General features: G+C 58.1%; 32 protein-coding genes. 27 read left to right on the top strand and 5 right to left on the bottom strand.

The features are described from left to right. Nucleotide 1: 1 nt before the first annotated feature. The 23 genes from rpsC (at nt 2) to bfr (ending at nt 12,505) form a co-directional block, all read left to right on the top strand. Nucleotides 2-688 carry a 30S ribosomal protein S3 gene (rpsC, locus tag CXQ80_RS21330; RefSeq protein WP_003255481.1) on the top strand — a complete coding sequence of 229 codons (687 nt, stop codon included), beginning with the start codon at nt 2-4 and terminating at the stop codon, nt 686-688. A gap of 12 nt (nt 689-700) precedes the next feature. Beyond that, entirely contained in the window at nt 701-1,114 is a 414-nt protein-coding gene (gene rplP / locus CXQ80_RS21325) for a 50S ribosomal protein L16 (protein WP_009397508.1), read from the top strand. After that, on the top strand, nt 1,114-1,305 hold the full coding sequence (gene rpmC / locus CXQ80_RS21320) for a 50S ribosomal protein L29 (RefSeq protein WP_002555481.1): 192 nt from the start codon (nt 1,114-1,116) through the stop codon (nt 1,303-1,305). The genes rplP and rpmC overlap by 1 nt, the downstream gene beginning before the upstream one ends. A gap of 2 nt (nt 1,306-1,307) precedes the next feature. Next, nucleotides 1,308-1,574: a 30S ribosomal protein S17 gene (rpsQ, locus tag CXQ80_RS21315; RefSeq protein WP_101322342.1), complete on the top strand. Its 267-nt coding sequence runs from the start codon at nt 1,308-1,310 to the stop codon at nt 1,572-1,574. Between the two features lie 23 nt (nt 1,575-1,597). Further along, nucleotides 1,598-1,966, top strand: coding sequence for a 50S ribosomal protein L14 (gene rplN / locus CXQ80_RS21310; RefSeq protein ID WP_011063774.1), 369 nt, complete (start codon nt 1,598-1,600; stop codon nt 1,964-1,966). Between the two features lie 11 nt (nt 1,967-1,977). Further along, the gene (gene rplX / locus CXQ80_RS21305) at nt 1,978-2,292 is read left to right on the top strand and encodes a 50S ribosomal protein L24 (protein ID WP_003255476.1); all 315 of its coding nucleotides are present in this window, start codon (nt 1,978-1,980) and stop codon (nt 2,290-2,292) included. A 20-nt stretch (nt 2,293-2,312) separates the two neighbouring features. Next, nucleotides 2,313-2,852, top strand: a complete 540-nt coding sequence (gene rplE, locus CXQ80_RS21300) for a 50S ribosomal protein L5 (RefSeq protein ID WP_101322341.1) — start codon at nt 2,313-2,315, stop codon at nt 2,850-2,852. Nucleotides 2,853-2,865: 13 nt separating this feature from the next. Then, on the top strand, nt 2,866-3,171 hold the full coding sequence (gene rpsN, locus CXQ80_RS21295) for a 30S ribosomal protein S14 (RefSeq protein WP_101322340.1): 306 nt from the start codon (nt 2,866-2,868) through the stop codon (nt 3,169-3,171). A gap of 203 nt (nt 3,172-3,374) precedes the next feature. Next, nucleotides 3,375-3,767, top strand: a complete 393-nt coding sequence (rpsH, locus tag CXQ80_RS21290) for a 30S ribosomal protein S8 (protein WP_101322339.1) — start codon at nt 3,375-3,377, stop codon at nt 3,765-3,767. 12 nt (nt 3,768-3,779) lie between these two features. Beyond that, entirely contained in the window at nt 3,780-4,313 is a 534-nt protein-coding gene (gene rplF / locus CXQ80_RS21285) for a 50S ribosomal protein L6 (RefSeq protein WP_003255469.1), read from the top strand. A gap of 10 nt (nt 4,314-4,323) precedes the next feature. Next, nucleotides 4,324-4,674: a 50S ribosomal protein L18 gene (rplR, locus tag CXQ80_RS21280; protein ID WP_029614571.1), complete on the top strand. Its 351-nt coding sequence runs from the start codon at nt 4,324-4,326 to the stop codon at nt 4,672-4,674. Nucleotides 4,675-4,677: 3 nt separating this feature from the next. Next, nucleotides 4,678-5,178, top strand: a complete 501-nt coding sequence (gene rpsE / locus CXQ80_RS21275; protein WP_003255465.1) for a 30S ribosomal protein S5 — start codon at nt 4,678-4,680, stop codon at nt 5,176-5,178. Further along, entirely contained in the window at nt 5,178-5,357 is a 180-nt protein-coding gene (gene rpmD / locus CXQ80_RS21270) for a 50S ribosomal protein L30 (RefSeq protein ID WP_101322338.1), read from the top strand. The genes rpsE and rpmD overlap by 1 nt, the downstream gene beginning before the upstream one ends. A gap of 3 nt (nt 5,358-5,360) precedes the next feature. Continuing rightward, nucleotides 5,361-5,795, top strand: a complete 435-nt coding sequence (rplO, locus tag CXQ80_RS21265) for a 50S ribosomal protein L15 (RefSeq protein ID WP_010220318.1) — start codon at nt 5,361-5,363, stop codon at nt 5,793-5,795. Next, nucleotides 5,796-7,127, top strand: a complete 1,332-nt coding sequence (gene secY, locus CXQ80_RS21260; RefSeq protein ID WP_101322337.1) for a preprotein translocase subunit SecY — start codon at nt 5,796-5,798, stop codon at nt 7,125-7,127. A gap of 28 nt (nt 7,128-7,155) precedes the next feature. Beyond that, nucleotides 7,156-7,272, top strand: a complete 117-nt coding sequence (gene rpmJ / locus CXQ80_RS21255) for a 50S ribosomal protein L36 (RefSeq protein WP_011531897.1) — start codon at nt 7,156-7,158, stop codon at nt 7,270-7,272. 131 nt (nt 7,273-7,403) lie between these two features. Then, nucleotides 7,404-7,760 (top strand): 30S ribosomal protein S13, encoded by a 357-nt coding sequence (gene rpsM / locus CXQ80_RS21250; RefSeq protein ID WP_101322336.1) that lies wholly within the window; start codon nt 7,404-7,406, stop codon nt 7,758-7,760. 30 nt (nt 7,761-7,790) lie between these two features. Continuing rightward, entirely contained in the window at nt 7,791-8,180 is a 390-nt protein-coding gene (rpsK, locus tag CXQ80_RS21245; protein ID WP_012270237.1) for a 30S ribosomal protein S11, read from the top strand. 15 nt (nt 8,181-8,195) lie between these two features. Beyond that, nucleotides 8,196-8,816 (top strand): 30S ribosomal protein S4, encoded by a 621-nt coding sequence (rpsD, locus tag CXQ80_RS21240; RefSeq protein ID WP_101322335.1) that lies wholly within the window; start codon nt 8,196-8,198, stop codon nt 8,814-8,816. Between the two features lie 22 nt (nt 8,817-8,838). Continuing rightward, a complete protein-coding gene (rpoA, locus tag CXQ80_RS21235; protein ID WP_003255452.1) occupies nt 8,839-9,840 on the top strand; it encodes a DNA-directed RNA polymerase subunit alpha in 1,002 nt (333 codons plus the stop codon). Between the two features lie 42 nt (nt 9,841-9,882). After that, nucleotides 9,883-10,269 (top strand): 50S ribosomal protein L17, encoded by a 387-nt coding sequence (gene rplQ, locus CXQ80_RS21230; protein ID WP_003255451.1) that lies wholly within the window; start codon nt 9,883-9,885, stop codon nt 10,267-10,269. 170 nt (nt 10,270-10,439) lie between these two features. Continuing rightward, a complete protein-coding gene (locus CXQ80_RS21225) occupies nt 10,440-11,879 on the top strand; it encodes a catalase (protein WP_101322334.1) in 1,440 nt (479 codons plus the stop codon). 161 nt (nt 11,880-12,040) lie between these two features. Continuing rightward, entirely contained in the window at nt 12,041-12,505 is a 465-nt protein-coding gene (gene bfr, locus CXQ80_RS21220) for a bacterioferritin (RefSeq protein WP_101322333.1), read from the top strand. 74 nt (nt 12,506-12,579) lie between these two features. Here the strand turns inward: bfr and uvrA are convergent, their stop codons facing one another. Further along, nucleotides 12,580-15,414: an excinuclease ABC subunit UvrA gene (gene uvrA / locus CXQ80_RS21215; RefSeq protein WP_178080799.1), complete on the bottom strand. Its 2,835-nt coding sequence runs from the start codon at nt 15,412-15,414 to the stop codon at nt 12,580-12,582. A gap of 129 nt (nt 15,415-15,543) precedes the next feature. Here uvrA and CXQ80_RS21210 point away from each other — a divergent pair, with 129 nt between their 5' ends. The 3 genes from CXQ80_RS21210 to CXQ80_RS21200 all read left to right on the top strand — a co-directional run bounded on the left by CXQ80_RS21210 (nt 15,544) and on the right by CXQ80_RS21200 (nt 18,173). Continuing rightward, a complete protein-coding gene (locus tag CXQ80_RS21210; RefSeq protein WP_101322331.1) occupies nt 15,544-16,938 on the top strand; it encodes an MFS transporter in 1,395 nt (464 codons plus the stop codon). Nucleotides 16,939-16,947: 9 nt separating this feature from the next. After that, on the top strand, nt 16,948-17,514 hold the full coding sequence (locus CXQ80_RS21205; protein WP_101322330.1) for a single-stranded DNA-binding protein: 567 nt from the start codon (nt 16,948-16,950) through the stop codon (nt 17,512-17,514). A 209-nt stretch (nt 17,515-17,723) separates the two neighbouring features. After that, the gene (locus tag CXQ80_RS21200) at nt 17,724-18,173 is read left to right on the top strand and encodes a hypothetical protein (RefSeq protein WP_101322329.1); all 450 of its coding nucleotides are present in this window, start codon (nt 17,724-17,726) and stop codon (nt 18,171-18,173) included. 124 nt (nt 18,174-18,297) lie between these two features. Here CXQ80_RS21200 and CXQ80_RS21195 read toward each other — a convergent pair whose 3' ends face one another. Genes CXQ80_RS21195 through CXQ80_RS21180 form a run of 4 tightly spaced genes read right to left on the bottom strand, consistent with a single transcriptional unit; the run spans nt 18,298 to nt 21,638 of the window. Continuing rightward, on the bottom strand, nt 18,298-18,582 hold the full coding sequence (locus CXQ80_RS21195) for a YciI family protein (protein ID WP_101322328.1): 285 nt from the start codon (nt 18,580-18,582) through the stop codon (nt 18,298-18,300). Between the two features lie 30 nt (nt 18,583-18,612). Then, nucleotides 18,613-19,923 carry an MFS transporter gene (locus tag CXQ80_RS21190; protein WP_224785599.1) on the bottom strand — a complete coding sequence of 437 codons (1,311 nt, stop codon included), beginning with the start codon at nt 19,921-19,923 and terminating at the stop codon, nt 18,613-18,615. A 45-nt stretch (nt 19,924-19,968) separates the two neighbouring features. Then, nucleotides 19,969-20,748: an SDR family NAD(P)-dependent oxidoreductase gene (locus CXQ80_RS21185; protein ID WP_101322327.1), complete on the bottom strand. Its 780-nt coding sequence runs from the start codon at nt 20,746-20,748 to the stop codon at nt 19,969-19,971. After that, nucleotides 20,745-21,638, bottom strand: a complete 894-nt coding sequence (locus CXQ80_RS21180; protein ID WP_101322326.1) for a sugar phosphate isomerase/epimerase — start codon at nt 21,636-21,638, stop codon at nt 20,745-20,747. The genes CXQ80_RS21185 and CXQ80_RS21180 overlap by 4 nt, the downstream gene beginning before the upstream one ends. A 119-nt stretch (nt 21,639-21,757) precedes the next feature. Between CXQ80_RS21180 and CXQ80_RS21175 the strand changes: the two genes are divergently transcribed. Beyond that, nucleotides 21,758-22,678 carry a LysR substrate-binding domain-containing protein gene (locus CXQ80_RS21175; protein WP_101322325.1) on the top strand — a complete coding sequence of 307 codons (921 nt, stop codon included), beginning with the start codon at nt 21,758-21,760 and terminating at the stop codon, nt 22,676-22,678. Nucleotides 22,679-22,684 lie beyond the last annotated feature (6 nt).

Genomic DNA, 22,684 nt, shown 5'->3' with positions numbered 1-22,684 from the left:
GATGGGTCAGAAAGTACATCCCACTGGCATTCGCCTGGGAATCGTCAAGGAGCACACGTCCGTCTGGTATGCAGATGGCGCGACTTACGCAGATTACCTGTTGAAGGATCTGAAAACTCGTGAGTACCTCCAAGACAAACTAAAAAGCGCGTCCGTAAGCCGTATCGATATCCATCGTCCGGCCCAAACTGCACGCATCACCATCCACACCGCTCGTCCAGGTATCGTTATCGGGAAGAAAGGTGAAGATGTTGAGAAGCTGCGTCAGGACCTGACCAAGCAGATGGGTGTGCCTGTGCACATCAACATCGAAGAGATCCGCAAGCCGGAACTCGACGCCATGCTGGTTGCGCAAAGCGTAGCTCAGCAGCTGGAGCGCCGCGTAATGTTCCGTCGTGCTATGAAGCGCGCCGTGCAGAACGCCATGCGTATTGGTGCCAAGGGCATCAAGATCCAGGTGAGCGGTCGTCTCGGCGGTGCCGAGATTGCTCGTACCGAGTGGTATCGCGAAGGTCGTGTGCCGTTGCACACCCTGCGTGCTGATATCGACTACAACACCTACGAAGCTCACACCACTTATGGTGTGATCGGTGTGAAGGTTTGGATCTTCAAAGGCGAAGTAATTGGTGGTCGCCAAGAAGAGCTGAAACCACAAGCACCAGCGCCTCGTAAAAAAGCTGCTAAGTAAGGGGTACGCCAAATGTTGCAACCTAAGCGTACAAAATTCCGCAAGCAGATGACCGGCCACAACCGTGGTCTGGCACTGCGCGGTAGCAAAGTCAGCTTCGGCGAGTTCGCCTTGAAAGCTGTCGCCCGCGGTCGCCTCACCGCTCGCCAGATCGAGTCTGCACGTCGTGCTCTGACTCGTCACGTTAAGCGTGGCGGCAAGATCTGGATCCGTGTGTTCCCGGACAAGCCGGTTACCAAGAAGCCTCTTGAAGTGCGGATGGGTAAAGGTAAGGGTTCCGTGGAATACTGGGTTGCCCAGATCCAGCCAGGCAAAGTCCTGTATGAGATCGAGGGTGTTTCTGAAGAGCTGGCGCGCGAAGCATTCGCCTTGGCTGCTGCAAAGCTGCCACTCGCCACCTCCTTTGTTAAGCGGACGGTGATGTGATGAAAGCGAATGAACTTCGTGAAAAATCGGCACAGCAGCTGAACGAGCAACTGCTCGGCCTGCTGCGCGACCAGTTCAATCTGCGTATGCAGAAAGCAACTGGCCAGTTGGGGCAGTCGCACCTGCTCTCGCAAGTTAAGCGTGACATCGCTCGCGTGAAAACTGTGCTCAACCAGCAGGCAGGTAAGTGATCATGGCTGAAGCTGAAAAAACCGTCCGTACGCTGACTGGCCGTGTCGTCAGCGACAAAATGGACAAGACCATCACCGTTCTGATCGAGCGTCGCGTAAAGCACCCGATCTACGGTAAATACGTTAAGCGTTCGACTAAGCTGCACGCGCACGACGAAACCAATCAGTGCAAAATCGGCGACAAGGTTTCCATTAGCGAAACTCGTCCGCTGGCCAAGACCAAGTCTTGGGCACTGGTTGAAGTCCTCGAACGCGCTGTTGAAGTCTAAGGGCTAGGGGTCGGAGAAATTTTATGATTCAGACTCAATCCATGCTCGATGTGGCCGATAACAGCGGCGCTCGTCGCGTCATGTGCATCAAGGTGCTCGGCGGTTCCCACCGTCGTTACGCCGGCATCGGTGACATCATCAAAGTAACCGTCAAGGAAGCAATTCCGCGCGGTAAGGTCAAAAAAGGCCAGGTGATGACCGCCGTAGTCGTACGTACCCGTCATGGTGTACGTCGCGCTGACGGTTCCATCATTCGTTTCGACGGTAACGCTGCTGTTCTGCTGAACAACAAGCAAGAGCCGATCGGCACTCGCATCTTCGGGCCAGTGACCCGTGAACTTCGCAACGAGAAGTTCATGAAGATCGTCTCGCTCGCCCCTGAAGTGCTCTAAGGAGATCCGACATGCAAAAGATTCGTCGTGACGACGAGATCATCGTGATCGCCGGCAAAGACAAAGGTAAGCGCGGTAAGGTGCTGAAGGTTCTCGCTGACGACCGTCTGGTCATCGGTGGTGTAAACCTGGTCAAGCGCCATACCAAGCCTAACCCGATGGCGGGCGTACAGGGCGGTATCGTCGAGAAAGAAGCGCCTCTGCACGCTTCCAACGTTGCCATTTTCAATGGTGAAACCAACAAGGCTGACCGCGTTGGCTTCAAGGTTGAAGACGGCAAGAAAATTCGTGTCTTCAAGTCGACCCAGAAAGCGGTTGATGCTTGAACACTGCTAGGTAGAAGACAATGGCACGACTCAAAGAGATTTACCGGAACGAAATCGCTCCCAAGCTTAAGGAAGAACTTAAGCTCGCGAACGTGATGGAAGTTCCACGCGTAACCAAGATCACCCTGAACATGGGTCTGGGCGAAGCTGTCGGTGACAAAAAAGTCATCGAAAACGCTGTAGCCGACCTGGAAAAGATCACCGGTCAAAAGCCGGTCGTGACTTTCGCTCGCAAGTCGATTGCGGGTTTCAAGGTTCGTGAAGGTTGGCCGATCGGCGTTAAAGTTACTCTGCGCCGTGACCGTATGTACGAGTTCCTGGACCGCCTGCTGGCGATCTCCCTGCCTCGGGTTCGCGACTTCCGCGGCCTGAATGCCAAGTCCTTCGATGGTCGTGGCAACTACAGCATGGGCGTGAAAGAGCAGATCATCTTCCCGGAAATCGACTACGACAAGATCGATGCTCTGCGCGGTCTGGACATTACCCTGACCACCACTGCTCGTTCGGATGACGAAGGCCGCGCTCTGCTGCGTGCATTCAAATTCCCGTTCCGCAACTGATTGGAGTAGGAAAATGGCCAAGAAGAGCATGAAAAACCGCGAGCTGAAGCGTCAGCTCACGGTAGCCAAGTACGCCAAAAAGCGTGCCGAGCTGAAAGCGACCATCGTCAACCTGAACGCATCGCCAGAAGAGCGTTATGCCGCCGTCGTCGCACTGCAAAAGCAGCCGCGTGACGCCAGCGCCGCTCGTCTGCGCAACCGTTGCCGCCTGACCGGCCGTCCTCACGGTGTATACCGTAAGTTCGGTCTGGGCCGTAACATGCTGCGTCAAGCTGCAATGCGTGGTGACGTACCAGGTCTGGTTAAAGCCAGCTGGTAAGCGCCAGGGTTCTGGCGGAAGGGGAGCAATCTTCCGACCGCCGGTGACCTCGCTTCTAAACAAGCCCCTATATGGGGCTTGTTTCGTTTCTAGGTTGTGTCTAGAATGATCGGCTCACCCGAGCCCGGGTCTTTTGTCCTGGGTGCTTGGGTGGTTGTGATAGCCGAGAGGCTAATAATTCTTGTATCAGGAGCATCTAGCCCATGAGTATGCAGGACCCGTTAGCGGACATGCTAACTCGCATCCGTAATGCCCAGATGGCTGAAAAGTCCGTCGTAAGCATGCCTTCTTCGACTCTGAAGGTTGCGGTTGCCCAAGTTCTGAAGGACGAAGGTTACATCGCTGGTTACCAGGTAAGCAGCGAAGTCAAGCCCTCCCTGTCGATCGAGCTGAAGTACTTCGAAGGCCGTCCGGTCATCGAAGAGCTGAAGCGCGCCAGCCGACCAGGCCTGCGTCAGTACAAGGCCGTTACAGATCTGCCGAAAGTTCGTGGCGGTCTGGGCGTGTCTATCGTCTCCACCAACAAAGGTGTGATGACGGATCGTGCTGCACGTGCCGCCGGTGTTGGTGGCGAAGTTCTGTGCACAGTGTTCTAAGGGGGGATAAGCATGTCTCGCGTCGCTAAGAACCCCGTAAAGCTGCCGTCCGGTGTCGAAGTCAAATTCGCCGGCCAACAGCTTTCGGTGAAGGGTGCCAAGGGCACTCTCGAACTGAACGTTCATTCGTCTGTTGAAGTTACCGAAGAGTCTGGTGAGCTGCGTTTTGTCGCTCGCAATGGTGACCAGCAAGCTCGCGCCATGGCCGGTACTACCCGCGCTCTGGTGAACAACATGGTCCAAGGCGTAAGCCAAGGCTTCGAGCGCAAGCTCCAGCTGGTCGGTGTTGGTTACAAGGCTCAGGCCAAGGGCACCGTCCTGAACCTGGCTCTGGGCTTCTCTCACCCAGTAGACTACGAGCTTCCAGCCGGCATCACCGCTGAAACGCCTAGCCAGACCGATATCCTGATCAAGGGCATCGACAAGCAGCTGGTAGGTCAGGTGGCCGCTGAAATCCGCGACTTCCGTCCACCAGAGCCGTACAAAGGCAAAGGTGTGCGTTACGCGGACGAAGTCGTCCGTCGTAAAGAAGCCAAGAAGAAGTAGGGCCTAGCAAATGACCGACAAAAAAGTTACTCGACTGCGTCGCGCTCGCAAAGCACGCCTGAAAATGCACGAGCTCGAAGCCGTGCGTTTGTGCGTGTTCCGCTCCTCGCAGCACATTTATGCCCAAGTCATCTCGGCCGACGGCAGCAAGGTTCTGGCAAGCGCCTCTACCTTGGACAAAGACCTGCGTGATGGCGCCACCGGCAACATCGACGCGGCCACTAAGGTTGGCAAGCTGGTAGCTGAGCGCGCGAAAGCCGCCGGTGTATCTCAAGTTGCCTTTGACCGTTCCGGCTTCAAGTACCATGGCCGCGTCAAAGCGCTGGCTGATGCTGCTCGTGAAGGCGGGCTGGAGTTCTAAGTTATGGCAAATAACGATCAAAAGCGCGACGAAGGCTACATCGAGAAGCTGGTTCAAGTTAACCGCGTAGCCAAAACCGTCAAAGGCGGCCGTATCTTCACCTTCACCGCGTTGACCGTGGTTGGTGATGGTAAGGGCCGTGTAGGCTTCGGCCGTGGCAAATCGCGCGAAGTACCAGCCGCGATTCAGAAAGCCATGGAAGCTGCCCGTCGCAACATGATTCAGGTTGACCTGAAAGGCACCACTCTGCAGTACGCCACCAAGGCCGCCCACGGCGCCTCGAAGGTTTACATGCAGCCTGCCTCCGAAGGTACCGGTATCATCGCTGGCGGCGCCATGCGTGCTGTCCTGGAAGTTGCTGGTGTCCAGAACGTTCTGGCCAAGTGCTACGGTTCTACCAACCCAGTGAACGTGGTTTACGCCACCTTCAAGGGTCTGAAGGCCATGCAATCTCCTGAATCCATTGCTGCCAAGCGCGGCAAGAGCGTTGAGGAGATCTTCTAATGGCTGCCACCGTTAAAGTCACGCTGATCAAAAGCACCGCCGGCCGTCTGCCTAACCACAAACTGTGTGTTAAAGGCTTGGGTCTGCGTCGCATTGGTCACACCGTAGAAGTACTTGATACTCCCGAGAATCGCGGGATGATCAACAAGGCTTACTACATGCTGCGCGTCGAGGGTTAATCGATGAAACTCAATGATCTGAGTCCAGCGCCGGGTTCCCGTCGCGAGAAGCATCGTCCGGGTCGTGGTATCGGTAGCGGTTTGGGTAAGACTGGTGGCCGCGGCCACAAAGGTCAGACCTCCCGTTCCGGTGGCACCATCGCTCCGGGCTTCGAAGGCGGTCAACAGCCGCTGCACCGTCGTCTGCCGAAATTCGGCTTCGTTTCGCTGAAAGCCATGGACCGCGCAGAAGTGCGTCTGTCCGAGCTGGCCAAAGTGGAAGGCGATGTTGTCACCGTGCAATCCTTGAAGGATGCCAACGTGATCAACCAGAACGTACAGCGTGTGAAAATCATGCTGTCTGGCGAAGTCACTCGCGCAGTTACCATCAAGGGCATCGCAGCCACCAAAGGTGCGCGTGCGGCTATCGAAGCAGCTGGCGGCAAATTCGAGGAATAAATGGCTAAGCAAGGTGCTCTCTCTTCGCTCGGTAAGGGCGGGATGTCGGAACTCTGGGCTCGTCTGCGCTTTCTGTTCATGGCGATCATCGTCTATCGGATAGGTGCGCATATCCCGGTGCCTGGCATCAACCCGGACCGTCTGGCGGATCTGTTTCGACAGAATGAGGGGACCATTCTTAGCTTGTTCAACATGTTTTCCGGTGGTGCGCTGGAGCGCATGAGCATCTTTGCACTGGGGATCATGCCGTACATCTCGGCATCGATCATCATGCAGCTCATGACCGCTGTCAGCCCACAGCTGGAGCAGTTGAAGAAGGAAGGTGAAGCTGGCCGTCGCAAGATCAGCCAGTACACCCGCTACCTCACTGTAATCCTGGCATTGGTTCAAGCGATTGGCATGTCCATTGGCTTGGCCAACCAGGGCGTGGCGTTCTCTGCAAGCCTTGGCTTCCATGTGGTTGCCGTCTCCACCTTCGTGGCAGGCGCAATGTTCATGATGTGGCTGGGTGAGCAGATTACCGAGCGCGGTGTGGGCAACGGTATCTCGATGTTGATTTTCGCGGGTATCGTTGCCGGTCTTCCGAGAGCAATCGGGCAGTCTTTCGAGTCTGCGCGCACAGGCGATATCAACATTTTCGCCCTGGTCGCTATCGGTTTGCTGGCAGTAGCGATTATCGGTTTTGTGGTGTTCATTGAGCGTGGTCAGCGTCGAATCGCCGTTCACTACGCCAAGCGTCAGCAGGGCCGCAAGGTCTTTGCTGCGCAGACCAGCCACTTGCCGCTCAAGGTGAACATGGCAGGGGTAATCCCGGCTATTTTCGCCAGCAGCATTCTGCTGTTCCCGGCTTCGCTGGGTGCCTGGTTCGGTCAGTCCGAAGGTATGGGCTGGCTGCAAGACATCTCGCAGTCGATCGCTCCTGGTCAGCCGTTGAACATTTTGCTGTTTAGTGCAGGGATCATTTTCTTCTGCTTCTTCTACACAGCGTTGATGTTCAACCCGAAAGACGTAGCGGAAAACCTGAAGAAGTCCGGTGCCTTTATTCCGGGTATCCGTCCTGGTGAGCAGTCGGCGCGCTACATTGATGGCGTTCTGACTCGTCTGACCATGTTCGGTGCTCTTTACATGATGGCCGTATGCCTTCTGCCCCAGTTCCTTGTGGTGGCTGCAAACGTGCCGTTCTATCTCGGCGGGACGTCGTTGTTGATCGTGGTAGTGGTTGTGATGGACTTCATGTCCCAAGTACAATCCCACCTCGTTTCGCACCAGTACGAATCCCTGATGAAGAAAGCCAACCTGAAAGGCTATGGCGGCAGCAGCTTGCTGCGCTGACAGGCCCCTAAGGTTCGAGGAGTTGGTCATGAAAGTTCGTGCATCGGTGAAAAAGCTGTGCCGTAACTGCAAGATTATTCGCCGCGAAGGTATCGTGCGAGTAATTTGCAGCGCGGAACCGCGTCACAAGCAGCGCCAAGGCTGAGTGTGATCCGCGCTACAAGCCCAGCAGCTAGTGCGCTGCTGGGTTGATTAATTGTTTCTACAGCGATATTATCTCGCGCCCTATTTCTTGGCTTCCGGGGCGTAGGTAGCTGTCAATTGGAGTCCCACTGAATGGCCCGTATTGCAGGCGTCAACATTCCAGATAACAAGCACACTGTTATCTCGCTGACCTACATCTATGGTGTCGGTCGCACAACTGCACAGAAGATTTGTGCAGACACTGGGGTTAACCCAGCCGCAAAGATCAAGGATCTGAGCGACGAGCAGATTGAAACGCTGCGTAGCGAAGTCGCCAAGTTCACCACTGAAGGTGATCTGCGCCGTGACATCAACATGAAGATCAAACGCTTGATGGACCTGGGCTGCTACCGCGGTCTGCGCCATCGTAAAGGTCTGCCGGTTCGCGGTCAGCGCACCAAGACCAATGCACGCACCCGTAAGGGCCCGCGTAAGCCGATCCGCAAGTAATCGCACCAGCGAATCGACAGGAAAATAGACATGGCAAAACCTGCTGCTCGTCCTCGTAAAAAAATCAAAAAGACAGTGGTTGATGGCATCGCCCACATCCACGCGTCTTTCAACAACACCATCGTGACCATCACCGACCGTCAGGGCAATGCTTTGTCCTGGGCAACGTCCGGTGGTTCGGGTTTCCGTGGTTCGCGCAAATCCACCCCGTTTGCAGCTCAGATTGCTGCTGAACGAGCTGGTCAAGCTGCGCTGGAATACGGTCTGAAAAACCTCGACGTAAACGTCAAGGGTCCAGGTCCAGGTCGTGAGTCCGCCGTTCGTGCTTTGAACAGCTGCGGCTACAAGATCGCCAGCATCACCGACGTGACGCCAATCCCGCATAACGGGTGCCGTCCGCCGAAGAAGCGTCGCGTGTAATCAGGAGACAGATAAATGGCACGTTACATTGGTCCAAAATGCAAACTGTCTCGCCGTGAAGGCACTGACCTTTTCCTGAAGAGCGGCGTTCGCGCTCTGGAATCGAAGTGCAACATCGAAGCAGCCCCAGGTATCCACGGCCAGCGCCGTGGCCGTCAGTCCGACTACGGTACCCAGCTGCGCGAGAAACAAAAAGTCCGTCGTATCTACGGTGTTCTGGAGCGTCAGTTCCGCGGTTACTACCAAGCTGCAGCCTCGAAAAAAGGCGCAACTGGTGAGAACCTGCTGCAACTGCTCGAGTGCCGTCTGGATAACGTCGTTTACCGTATGGGCTTCGGCTCGACTCGTTCCGAGTCGCGTCAGCTGGTTTCGCACAAAGCGATCAGCGTCAACGGTAAGACTGTAAACATTCCATCTTACCAAGTTCGTCCGGGTGACGTGGTCTCGGTTCGTGAGAAATCGCTGAACCAGCTGCGCATTGTTCAAGCCCTTGAACTGTGCTCTCAGCGCGGCCGCGTTGAGTGGGTAGACGTGGATGCTGCTAAAAAGTCGGGCGTTTTCAAGAACGTTCCTGCTCGCAGCGACCTGTCTGCCGACATCAACGAAAACCTGATTGTCGAGCTCTACTCCAAGTAAGGGCTAGAAAATAGGTGCATCCATGCAGATTTCGGTAAATGAGTTCCTGACTCCCCGCCACATTGATGTGCAGGTAGTCAGTCCGACCCGCGCCAAGATTACGCTCGAGCCTCTCGAGCGTGGTTTCGGCCATACCCTGGGCAACGCGCTGCGCCGCATCCTGTTGTCCTCCATGCCTGGCTGTGCAGTAGTCGAGGCCGAGATCGATGGCGTACTCCATGAGTACTCCGCGATCGAAGGTGTACAGGAAGACGTAATTGAAATCCTGTTGAACCTGAAAGGCCTGGCTATCAAACTGCACGGTCGTGACGAAGTTACGCTGACCTTGTCGAAAAAGGGTTCGGGGGTGGTTACCGCTGCCGATATTCAGCTGGATCACGATGTCGAGATCGTCAACCCCGATCACGTAATCGCGAACCTGGCGTCCAACGGCGCCCTGAACATGAAGCTCACTGTAGCTCGTGGTCGCGGTTACGAGCCGGCCGACTCTCGTCAGACTGACGAAGATGAAAGCCGCAGCATTGGCCGTCTTCAGCTGGACGCTTCGTTCAGCCCGGTGCGTCGTATCGCCTATGTGGTCGAAAACGCCCGTGTTGAGCAGCGTACCAACCTGGACAAGCTGGTCATTGATCTGGAAACCAACGGTACTCTGGACCCAGAAGAGGCAATCCGTCGTGCCGCGACCATCCTGCAACAGCAGCTGGCCGCGTTCGTGGATCTCAAAGGTGACAGTGAGCCGGTAGTGGTCGAGCAGGAAGACGAGATCGATCCGATCCTGCTGCGTCCGGTTGACGACCTGGAACTGACCGTACGGTCTGCCAACTGCCTCAAGGCGGAGAACATCTACTACATCGGCGACCTGATTCAGCGCACCGAAGTAGAGCTGTTGAAAACTCCTAACCTGGGCAAGAAGTCCCTGACTGAAATCAAGGACGTTTTGGCTTCCCGTGGTCTGTCCCTCGGCATGCGCCTCGACAACTGGCCGCCTGCAAGTCTTAAGAAGGACGACAAGGCGACTGCCTGATCGTCGTAATCACCGAACGTAGTGTTTGGTAAGGAATGAATCATGCGTCATCGTAAAAGTGGACGTCACCTGAGCCGTACCAGCTCTCACCGCAAGGCTATGTTCCAGAACATGGCAGTGTCGTTGATCGAGCACGAGCTGATCAAAACTACTCTGCCAAAAGCCAAGGAACTGCGCCGCGTTGCCGAGCCGCTGATCACCCTGGCCAAGGAAGATAGCGTAGCCAACCGTCGTCTGGCTTTCGACCGTACCCGTTCGAAATCCGCTGTTGGCAAGCTCTTCAACGATCTGGGCAAGCGCTACGCCACCCGTCAGGGCGGCTACCTGCGTATCCTGAAGTGCGGTTTCCGCGCTGGCGACAACGCGCCTATGGCGTACGTCGAGCTGGTTGATCGTCCAGTCGGTGGTGCTGTAGAAGCTGCCGAGTAAGACGTTCTGTCTGCTACAAAAAACCGGGCCTAGTGCCCGGTTTTTTGTTTCTGTAATTATTGTTAATTCCTATCGCCTCAACTCGATCAATGAATTAGCTCTTGTCATGCCGCTCCCCGATACTGTCCGCAAGCCGACAAACGGCAGATCAAGACCGTCAAGGAGAGCCCATGAGCAAGATTCTTACCACCGCCAGCGGTGCACCTGTAGCTGACAACCAGAATTCCCGTTCGGCCGGCCCTCGCGGCCCGCTGCTGCTCGACGACTTCCACCTGCTGGAAAAACTCGCCCACTTCAACCGCGAGAACATTCCTGAGCGCCGTGTACACGCCAAGGGCTCGGGCGCCTACGGTACCTTCACCGTAACCCGCGATATCACCCGCTACACCTGCGCCAAGCTGTTCGACAAGGTTGGCAAGCAAACCGAGACCTTTTTGCGCTTCTCCACCGTAGGTGGCGAGCGCGGCTCGGCTGACACCGAACGTGACCCGCGTGGCTTCGCGCTCAAGTTCTACACCGAGGAAGGCAATTGGGACATCGTGGGCAACAACACCCCGGTGTTCTTCATACGCGACCCCCTGAAGTTTCCTGACTTCATCCACACGCAGAAGCGCCATCCGCAGAGCAACCTGAAGAACGCCCAGATGATGTGGGACTTCTGGTCGCATTCGCCTGAGGCGCTGCACCAGGTCACGATCCTGTTCTCTGATCGGGGTATCCCGGACGGCTACCGTCACATGCACGGCTTCGGCAGCCATACCTACAGCCTGATCAGCGCGAGCGGTGAGCGCACCTGGGTCAAATGGCACTACAAGACTCAGCAGGGCATCAAGAACCTGGCACCGGCCGAAGCAGCGCGTCTGGCGGGTACTGACCCTGATTACGCCCAGCGTGACCTGTTCGAGGCGATTGAACGCGGTGACTATCCGCGCTGGACTGTGTGCATTCAGGTCATGAGCGAGGAGCAGGCAGCCAATCGAGCGGAGAATCCTTTCGATGTGACCAAGACCTGGTCGCAGAAGGAATTCCCGTTGATCGAGGTTGGCGTGCTTGAGCTCAACCGCAACCCGCTCAACTACTTTGCCGAAGTCGAGCAAGCCACCTTCGGCCCGAGCAATATGGTTCCAGGTGTCGGCCTGTCGCCAGACCGGATGCTGCAAGGGCGTGTGTTTGCCTATGCCGATGCGCACCGCTACCGCGTAGGCACCAATCACCAGCATCTGCCGGTCAACGCCGCTCGCAGCCCGGTGCACAGCTACCAGCGCGATGGCGCTATGGCTTCCGGTAGCTATGGCAGTGCGCCTAACTACGAGCCGAACAGCTACAGCGATGCGCCCAAGCAGTCGCCGCAGCATGCCGAGCCGGCGCTTGCCCTGACCGGCGCAGCCGATCGTCACGACCACCGTGAGGACGGCGATTACTATAGCCACGCCGGCGCCTTGTTCCGCTTGATGAGCCCTGAGCAACAAGCACTGCTGATCAACAATATTGCCGGCACCATGGCAGGTGTCAGCGCAGTCGTGGTGATGCGCCAGTTGCAGCACTTCTCCAAGGCAGATCCAGCCTACGGCGAAGGAATTGCCAAGGCGTTGGGGCTGAATCTCGCCTGAGTCGGAATGATAAGTAGAACCGCCCTCATTTGGGCGGTTTTTCAATGAATATCACTACTGTTTAGGCGTTTTTTTGCATGTTATTGCGCGTTTTTCAGTGACCTTGCAGCAGTCCTGGTTCACACTATGCACATAGCGCTTTCACATGGAGAACCAGGGCGATGCAAGGTCACCCGGACGTAATCGATTACCTCAACACGTTGCTCACCGGCGAGCTGGCAGCACGTGATCAGTATTTCATTCATTCGCGCATGTACGAAGACTGGGGCTTGTCCAAGCTCTACGAGCGCATCAATCATGAAATGGAAGAAGAGGCGCAACACGCCGACGCCCTGATGCGCCGCATTCTCATGCTGGAAGGCACCCCGCGCATGCGTCCGGATGATCTGGACGTGGGCACCACTGTGCCGGAAATGCTCGCAGCCGACTTGCGCCTCGAGTACAAGGTGCGCGCAGCGTTGTGCAAAGGCATTGAATTGTGCGAAACGCACAAGGATTACATCAGCCGCGACATCCTGCGTCAGCAGTTGGCAGATACCGAAGAAGATCACACTTATTGGCTGGAAAAGCAGCAGGGTCTGATCAAGGTCATCGGCCTGCAGAACTACCTGCAATCGCAGATGTAATCAGCTTGCCGTAACGGGCTGCATGGTTGTAAAAAAGCCCCCGGTAGCTCGCTACCGGGGGCTTTTTTGTAGGCTTACGCCCGGTCACGCTCCAGCAACGGCTTGAGGTAGTGGCCGGTATACGACTGCTTCATCTTGGTCACCTCTTCAGGCGTACCCACCGCGATGATCTGGCCGCCCTTGGAGCCGCCCTCCGGGCCGAGGTCGACCAGCCAGTCGGCGGTCTTGATCACGTCCAGATTGTGTTCGATCACCACTACGGTGTTGCCGTGATCGCGCAAGCGGTGCAGTACATCGAGCAACTGCTGGATATCGGCGAAGTGCAGACCGGTAGTCGGTTCATCGAGGATGTACAGCGTCTTGCCGGTATCGCGCTTGGACAGCTCACGGGATAGCTTGACCCGCTGCGCCTCGCCCCCGGAGAGGGTCGTGGCCGACTGACCAAGCTTGATGTACGACAGGCCGACATCCACCAGCGTCTGCAGCTTGCGCGCGAGCGCCGGCACTGCATCGAAGAATGCGCGGGCATCCTCGATGGTCATTTCCAGCACCTCGTGGATGTTCTTTCCTTTGTACTTGATCTCCAGCGTCTCGCGGTTGTAGCGCTTGCTCTTGCACACGTCGCAGGGCACGTAGATGTCCGGCAGGAAGTGCATCTCGACCTTGATCAGGCCATCGCCCTGACACGCTTCGCAGCGGCCGCCCTTGACGTTGAACGAGAACCGTCCCGGACCATAACCGCGCGCACGCGACTCGGGCACCCCTGCAAACAGCTCGCGCACCGGCGTGAAGATGCCGGTATAGGTCGCCGGGTTGGAGCGTGGGGTGCGGCCAATCGGGCTCTGGTCGATGTCGACCACTTTGTCCAGATGCTGCAGGCCGTCCATGCTGCTGTGTGCGGCGGCCTCATGGCTGGTAGCGCCGTTCAGCGCAGTCGCCGCCAGCGGGAACAGCGTGTTGTTGATCAGCGTCGACTTGCCCGACCCGGAGACACCGGTCACGCAAGTCAGCAAGCCGATCGGTATTTCCAGATCGACGTTCTGCAGGTTGTTGCCACGCGCGCCTTTGAGCTTGAGCGACAGCTTCTTGTCACGGGGGGTGCGCTTGGCCGGCACAGCGATCTTCTTGCGCCCGGACAGGTAGGCACCGGTCAGCGAATCAGGGTGGTCCATGACCTCCTGTGGCGTGCCCTCGGCAACGATCTGGCCACCATGTACACCAGCGCCCGGGCCGATGTCGACAACGTAGTCAGCCAGGCGAATGGCGTCCTCGTCGTGCTCCACCACAATCACCGTGTTGCCCAGGTCGCGCAAGTGATTGAGCGTGCCGAGCAAGCGGTCGTTATCGCGCTGATGCAAGCCAATCGAAGGCTCGTCGAGGATATACATGACGCCGACCAGGCCCGCGCCGATCTGGCTGGCCAGGCGAATACGCTGCGCTTCGCCGCCGGAGAGGGTGTCGGCACTGCGATCCAGGGTCAGGTAATCGAGGCCGACGTTGACCAGAAACTGCAGACGCTCGCAAATCTCCTTGAGGATCTTCGAAGCGATCTCGCCGCGGCGACCGGTCAGGGTCAGCTCGCTGAAGTAGGTGCTGGCATCGCCAATCGGCAGGTTGGTCACCGCTGGCAGGGTCTTCTCGCCAACCCATACATGCCGCGACTCACGGCGCAGGCGCGTGCCGCGACAGTCCGGGCATGGTTGCGTACCGAGGAACTTGGCCAGCTCTTCACGCACCGTGGCCGACTCGGTCTCGCGGTAACGTCGCTCCAGATTCGGCACGATGCCTTCAAACGGGTGCGAGCGCTTGACGATATCGCCACGGTCATTCAGGTATTTGAAGTCGACGTTCTGCTTGCCGCTGCCCTGCAGAATGATCTTTTGATCCTCTGCTGCCAGTTCAGCGAACGGTTGTTCCAGGCTGAAGCCAAAATGCGCGGCAAGCGAGCCAAGCATCTGGAAGTAGTACACGTTGCGCCGGTCCCAGCCACGGATCGCGCCCTCGGCCAGGGTCAGCTCGGTGTTGACCAGGCGCTTGGTGTCGAAGTACTGCTTCACGCCCAGGCCATCGCAGGTCGGGCACGCGCCAGCCGGGTTGTTGAAGGAGAACAACTTGGGTTCCAGCTCGCTGATGGCATGGCCGCAGACCGGGCAGGCAAAGCGCGCAGAGAAGATGATTTCTTCGCCGGGCTCGTCGTCCATCGGCGCGACCAGGGCAATGCCGTCAGCCAGCTTCAGCGCTGTCTCGAACGACTCGGCCAGGCGCTGCTGCAGGTCGCTGCGGACCTTGAAACGGTCGACCACGACATCGATGCTGTGTTTTTTCTGTTTCTCAAGGGTCGGCAGCTCGTCCATCTCGTACAGCTTGCCGTTGACCCGCACGCGCACAAAGCCCTGCGCGCGCAGCTCGTCGAACACCGCCAGGTGCTCGCCCTTGCGCTCGCGGATGACCGGCGCCAGCAGCATCAACTTGCTGCCCTCAGGTTGCTCGAGCACCAGGTCGACCATCTGACTGACCGTTTGCGCTTCCAGCGGGATGTCATGGTCCGGGCAGCGCGGGGTTCCTACCCGTGCATACAGCAGACGCAGGTAGTCGTAGATTTCGGTAATGGTGCCGACCGTGGAGCGCGGGTTGTGCGAGGTTGATTTCTGCTCGATCGAGATTGCCGGGGAAAGGCCCTCGATGGTGTCAACGTCGGGCTTTTCCATCATCGACAGGAATTGCCGGGCGTAAGCCGACAACGACTCGACATAACGGCGTTGACCCTCGGCGTAGAGGGTGTCGAAAGCCAGCGATGACTTGCCGGAACCGGACAAACCGGTGATCACGATCAACTTGTCCCGGGGCAGGGTCAGGTCGATGTTCTTCAGGTTGTGGGTACGTGCCCCACGAATCAGAATCTTGTCCACTGCGGCCTCGCTTGGCGGGCATAAACATAGAAGTATACGGCGCGCTGCCATTACGCGGCAAAGCGTCGCGTATATGCCGTCAAGGCGTGGGACTGATAGAATCGCCGCCGGTTCACACGAGGTTTATCCATGCACGACACCCACAACGAGCGCATGAGTGGTAGCGAGACTCGCGCCGCCGGTGGCCTGGCCCTGGTCTTTGCCTTTCGTATGCTGGGCATGTTCATGGTGCTGCCGGTACTTGCCACCTACGGCATGGACCTGGCCGGCGCCACGCCTGCGCTGATCGGCCTGGCCATCGGTGCCTACGGCCTGACCCAGGCGGTGCTGCAGATCCCGTTCGGGATGATCTCCGACCGCATCGGCCGGCGCCCGGTGATCTACCTTGGGCTGATCATCTTCGCCCTCGGCAGTGTGCTGGCAGCCCAGGCCGACTCGATCTGGGGCGTGATCGCCGGGCGCATTCTGCAGGGCGCCGGGGCGATCTCGGCAGCGGTCATGGCGCTGCTCTCCGACCTGACCCGAGAACAGCACCGGACCAAGGCCATGGCCATGATCGGCATGAGCATCGGTTTGTCGTTTGCCGTGGCAATGGTTGTGGGGCCATTGTTGACGCGCGCCTTTGGTTTGTCGGGATTGTTCCTCGCGACTGCAGGACTTGCCCTGGTCGGCATCCTGCTGGTGGCCTTCTTCGTGCCGCATGCGCACAGCACCCTGCAGCACCGCGAGTCGGGGGTGGCGCGCAAGGCCATCGGCCCAACCCTGCGCCATCCGGACCTTCTGCGCCTGGACGTGGGTATTTTCGTCCTGCATGCGATCCTCATGGCCAGCTTCGTTGCGCTGCCCTTAGCCTTTGTCGAGCGCGGCGGCCTGCCCAAGGAAGAACACTGGTGGGTATACCTGACCGCGTTGTTCGTCTCATTTTTTGCAATGGTGCCGTTCATTATCTACGGCGAAAAAAAGCGCAAGATGAAGCGTGTGTTGCTCGGTGCGGTGAGCGTTCTGCTGCTGGTCGAGGTGTTCTTCTGGCAGTGGGCTGACAACTTGCACGGACTGGTGATCGGCACCGTGATATTCTTTACTGCCTTCAACCTGCTGGAGGCATCCTTGCCTTCGCTGGTCAGCAAGGTGTCGCCCGCCGGCGGCAAGGGAACGGCCATGGGGGTTTATTCCACCAGCCAGTTCCTCGGTGCCGCGCTGGGAGGAATCATCGGTGGCTGGTTATTCCAGCATGGTGGTCTGGGCATGGTGTTCGTCGGTTGTGCGCTGCTGTGTGCTGTGTGGTTGGTCGTCGCCTTGAACATGAACGAGCCGCCCTATGTGACCAGCCTGCGCATGCCACTGACGCCTGAGGCGGTCCGGGAAGCCGGGTTGACCGAACGCCTGATGGCCGTGCCGGGTGTGACCGACGCCGTGGTGGTGGCAGAAGAAGCCGCCATCTATATCAAACTGGATACGAAAATTTTGGACCGTGCGACCCTCGAGCGTCTGGTAAATCCAGCCTCATCGGCGTGCGAAGCCTAGGAGAACGTTATGGCCCGTGGGGTTAACAAAGTCATTCTGGTCGGTACCTGTGGTCAGGATCCCGAAGTCCGCTACCTGCCCAACGGTAACGCCGTGACCAACCTGAGCCTGGCCACCAGCGAGCAGTGGACCGACAAGCAGTCCGGTCAGAAGGTCGAGCGTACCGAGTGGCACCGTGTGTCGATGTTCGGCAAAGTTGCCGAAATCGCCGGTGAGTACCTGCGCAAGGGTTCCCAGGTCTACATCGAGGGCAAGCTGCAGACCCGCGAGTGGGAAAAAGACGGCATCAAGCGCTACACCACTGAAATCATCGTCGACATGCAAGGCACCATGCAGCTGCTCGGCGGCCGTCCGCAGAACCAACAAGGCGGCGGTGATCAGTACAACCAGGGTGGTGGTAACAACTACAACCAGGGCGGTGGTCAGCCACAGCAGTACAACCAGCAGCCACAGCAGCAGGCACCGCGTCAGCAGGCACCACGCCCGCAGCAGGCTCAGCAGCGCCCGGCGCCGCAACAGCCAGCGCCACAGCCGGCGGCTGACTTCGACAGCTTTGATGACGATATTCCGTTTTAATCAATAGTCTTGTCGTAATAAAAAGCCCGCAGCATCTTATGCTGCGGGCTTTTTTATTGACTCGATGTCAATGTTTCGATGGTTTGTTAGTGAAAGTTGCAGGTGTGCTTCAAAGATAACTTTTAGTGTAGGAAGTTTCTGAGGTTGCTTGCTTGGTAATCAATGCCCGAATTTATTAAGTACAATCCGCTTTTTCAAGGAGCGGGCCCATGCAGGACATCATTTCTTCAAGTCGAATTACAATCAAAGACTCGCAAAGCGAGTATTGCGTTACCGGCTTTGTCGATGCCTATCAGGCATACGTCAACGCTGAGGAGGGCGGCGCAGTGTATGCCTACTGGCTGTTGGTAGGCGTGGGCTTTCTCGTGACAGCCATCGGTGTCATCACCATGATCTTCGGCCCGGAAACCATAACGTATAACAGCATGGCTGGGCCGACGTTATTCGAGTATATACAGATCTATCCGGGGCCTATCGCAACGATTGGTAGTGTGTGCATGGCTGTGGGCAGCAAGTTGGGTTCGAAGGAAATCATGACCTGCGAGTCCTATTTGCAGGCCAACTATCAGTTAAAGTCTGAAGACGGTCAGGATGTGTCTAATACCGTCAAGATCACTCACCTGGGTGAAGATAAATTTGAGATTACATTGAATCAATGATTCGCTTGCTGAGCGTCTTGGAATCCCGCGCTTGTCTGGAGTAGCGAAGGCCCCCAGCGCTGCAACGCGCCGAGGGCCTTTTGGGCTCATGTAATTTAGACTTCAAACACACTGCCGATCAGCTTCAACCAATCTGCAGTCGCTTGATTTCCAGCACTTCGACCTTTTCCCACACCTTCTGCTCAAGGTAGGGTTCACTCTGCAGCCAGATATCGAGTGCGGCGCGGGACTCAAAAGCGACATGCACGTTGGAGCCGATCATCTTGCCCTCGGTGTTGAGCAGTGCTCCGCCGCCAAGGAAATTGCCACTGGCGGCCAGCGCGTGCAAGCGCGCCACATGCTCTTCACGGCACTGCAGGCGGCGTTCAAGGGCATCGTCATAATCGTAGGCGATAAGCGCAAATTGCATGGTTCAGTTCCTGAAGGTTGGGTTTTCGGCTTAGTGCCGCGCGTGTTGCTGCATCGGCTGATGCGTCGCAGGAGCGGCTTCGCCCGCTGGCCGCGATACCAGCGCAGCAATTGCCGCAATCAGTGCAAGGCCACCAATGAAGCAGGCTACCGGCAACCAGTCGTGGTTATCAGCCATCAGCGCATAGCAAATGCTTGGTGAGAAGCCGGCGATGATGAAGCTCAGTTGGGTCGCCAGGCCAACCCCGGTATAGCGCACACGGATGCTGAACATCTCGGCATAGAAGGATGGCCATAGTGCATTCGGCGCACTGTAGAGCACAGATTTGAGCAGCACGGTGCTAAACATGATCAGGCCGATGTTCCCGGTGGTGATCGACCACAGGAACAAGAACACTCCAGCGCTGCAGGCGAACGCGCCCAGGGTGAAGATACGCTTGCGGCCGATGCGGTCAGCCAGCAGGCCGAACAGCGGTTGGCAGAGGAGGGCGACGGCCTGACTCGCGGCAATGGCCGTGAGCATCGACGCGCGCTCGACCCCCTGATTGTTGGTCGCCCAGGATAAGCCAAAGATCATCACCAGCGACGACACCGAGCAGATCAGGGCGCAGCAGAACACAATGATGAAGGCGCGCCCTTCATGGCGGAACAGATCAGCGACAGGCAAGTGTTCTGGCTTGGCTTTACTGGCTTTGAATTCCGGGCTTTCTTCGACGCCGCGGCGGATTATCCAGGTGATGATGACCATTACTGCACTGAGCAGGAACGGGATCCGCCAGCCCCAGCTCAGCAACTGTTCCTCACTCAGCATCGTTAGTGGGATGAATACTGACGTGGCGAGGATCGAGCCCATCGATGCGCCATTGATCAGCCAGCTGGTGTAGAACGATTTGCTCTTGCCCGGAGCGTGCTCCATGGTCAGCAGGCTGGCGCCGACCTGCTCGCCGCCAGCAGAAAAGCCCTGCAGCAGGCGGCACAGCACCAGCAACGCTGGCGCCCATGCGCCGATGCTGGCGTAGGTGGGCAGCAGGCCGATGGTGAACGTAGCGATGCCCATCAGCATCAGGGTCATCATCAGTACCTGTTTACGCCCGAAGCGGTCGCCAAGGTGGCCGCAGACCAGCGCGCCTACGGGCCGGGCCAGGTAACCGACGCCGAACGTGGCCAGGGCTGCCAACGTCCCCGCCATCGGGTCAGACGAGGGAAAGAACAGCGTGCTGAAGACCAGCGCGGCAGCAGAGCCGTAGATAAAAAAGTCGTAATACTCGACGACACTGCCCAGAAAACTGCCGAATGCAGCTCTGCGGGCCATGCGCCGATTGTCGGTCGCGTGAGTTTGCATGGGTTAGCCTTTCTTGTAATTGTGGTGAACGGGGCTTGCAACAGGTCAGCGGCTGCCGAACGGCGCCAATTGGCTGCCTCCACAGACGTGAATCACCTCGGCAGTGATAAAAGCGGCATCTCTCGAGGCCAGGAATGAAGTGGTGCCCGCAATGTCCTCGGGCGTGGTCAGGCGCTTCAAGGGTGTGCTGTTGATCGAACCCTGGGCCATCTGCTCGAAGCTATCGGCATCACGGCCATCGAGCGTGAAAGCCGAGGGCAATAGTCCAGGCGCGATGGCGTTGACGGTGACGTTGTGTGGCGCCAGCTCGCGAGCCATCGAGCGGGTCAACCCGACCAGGCCCGCCTTACAGGCGACATAGGCCGGTGGGCCGCCGGCCACCCAGCAGCGCGAGACCATATTGATCACTCTGCCGCTGTTCTGCCGCTGCCAGTAGGGTGCAACCTGCTGACACAGCAGGGCCGGACCGCGTAGGTTGACAGCCATCATGTGATCCCACTTGGCGACGTCGAAATCGTAGATCGAGCCGCGGTGATTGACCGCTGCGTTGTTCACCACGACATCGATGCGGCCAAAGGCAGCCCCAACATGCTCCACCAAGGTAGCGATGGAGGCCGGATCGCCGAGATCGGCGTGCACTGCCAACGCTCTCTGACCCGGGGACAACGGCAGTTGCGCGACCAGGTTCTGCGCTGCCTCAAGGTCGAGGTCCGCCGCGACCAGGTCCAGGCCGTCCTGGCTCAAGCGAGCGCAGATGGCCCGGCCCAGTTCGCCAGCGGCGCCGGTGACCAAGGCAACCCGACGCGGGTCGGTGGAAGTGTTCATTGGCAAGGTACCTCTTGGCTGGCAGCAGGGACGAAAGGTGTCAGGTTCAGGTAGCGGCCGATCAGGTCGCGGTTACGCCGCAGCTTGTGCAGGTCACTGTGGCGGGCATCGAAATCTTCTACCGAAATCCAGTCGGCAAAGCCGTTGGCACGCAGGGTGGCGAGCATTGCCGGCAGCGGCAGTACGCCTTCATCGGGAGGGCACCATTGCCACTGCCAGCCTTGGCCGGGGCCGAGTGGTTGGTACGCGACGTTCTTGACCTGCACATGGGCCAGATGCGCACCCATCAGGTCGAGCGACATCTGCACATCCTCGCGGCCTTCGATGGCCAGGTTGCCGAGGTCATAAATGATGCCTAACCGCTCGGCGGGGTAATGTTCCGCCACGCGCATGGCCAGCGAAGGGCTGGAACAGATGGTGCGTTGATGCACCTCCAGCGCCAGACGCACGCCGGCCTGTTCGGCCAGTGGCAGGATCTGGTCAAGGAAGCGGCGCATGCGCGCATAGGCCGCCGGATAGCGCTCATCCACGTAGCCAGGTGCCCATAAGCGCAAGCGAGCCTGACCTGCCCGAGCGGCGAGGTCGATCATGTGCTGCGCCTGGTCAGTGTCGCCAACCGCCAGGTAAGGGCTCAGGCAGAAGATTTCCAGGCCGGCGGCCTGGCAGCGCCGGTAGATGTCCTCGACCGCGTGTACTGTCGGGGCGATGGTGCAGCGATTGTTGCTGCGGGCATCCCAGGCGCGAGCAAAGTCCAGGCCAGAGGTATCGGCAACGCGCCACTCAACGCCTTGATAGCCGTGCTCGGCCAGTTGCTCAACCAAGGCTTCGGGAGCCAGGCTTGGCAAAGATGCGCTGGACGCGCCGAGCCGTGGCGGTGAGGTTGAAATCATATGATTGCCCTGGTTATCGGTTCCGTGTGGATAGGTCGATGCTAGAGCAAACTTTTTGTTGAATAAATTGATATAAAATCAGCACTTGGTTAACTTGTGGGTTGAACAAGGAGCCAGTCATGCACCTTAATGCCATCAACCTGCGCCACTTTCGGGTGTTTCTTGCCGTGGTCAGCGCTGGCAGCCTGGTCACTGCCGCCAAGCTGCTGCACATCACTGTTTCAGCCGTATCGAAAAGCCTCAAGGAGCTAGAGCAAGAGCTGGATGTGCAGTTGCTGCTGCGCGGGCGTAAGGGTGTGCAGTTGACCCAGGCCGGTGAGGCCTTCAACAAACACGCAGCGCAGACCATGGCCAGCTTTCGGTTGGCCATGGACGAAGGCCAGACGGCTGCGCCGGCACCGCAGATTCTCAAGGTTGGAGCGTTGCCGACAGCTGCGGGCTACATGCTCGCACCCGTGGTGGCGCAGATGCGCGAGCGCTACCCGCATGTACAGGTTCGCGTGGAATCCGGTATGTATGACTACCTGGTGGGCAAGCTGCGCACCCGCGAACTCGATCTGATCGTCGGACGGCTGATTGGTCGAGACATGCTCGGAGTGATGTTCGAGGCGTTATATGAAGAGGATTTGCTGCTGGTGGTGCGCACGGGACACCCGCTGGCCCAGCGCGAGCAACTGCAGTTGGATGATTTGCGCGCGCACGTACTGCTGGCATCCCCGCAAGGTACCTTGGTGCGAACCAGCATCGACAACTTCCTGCTCAGCAGTGGTGGAGTTCAACGCTTTCAGATTCAGGAATCGCTGAGCGAGACATTTTCTCGGGTATACGTCCACGACTATGACGCCGTGTGGTTTGTGCAACGCGGGGTGATCGACCTGGATCTGCGCTTGGGGCTGGTGCAGCAATTGCCTTTCAGCAGTTCCCTGCTGCGCGCACCCATTGGCCTTACTTCAGCGACTGATCGGCCGCTGTCTGACGTAGCGCAGATGTTTGCCGGGATGCTTCGGCAGTGGTGTACCGCCCGCTCTGCTCAGCGCTAGAGCGGG

Origin of the sequence: Pseudomonas sp. 02C 26 (assembly GCF_002843585.1) — a bacterium.
GTDB classification, from domain to species: domain Bacteria; phylum Pseudomonadota; class Gammaproteobacteria; order Pseudomonadales; family Pseudomonadaceae; genus Aquipseudomonas; species Aquipseudomonas shirazensis.
This window is presented reverse-complemented; position numbering and strand designations above follow the sequence as displayed.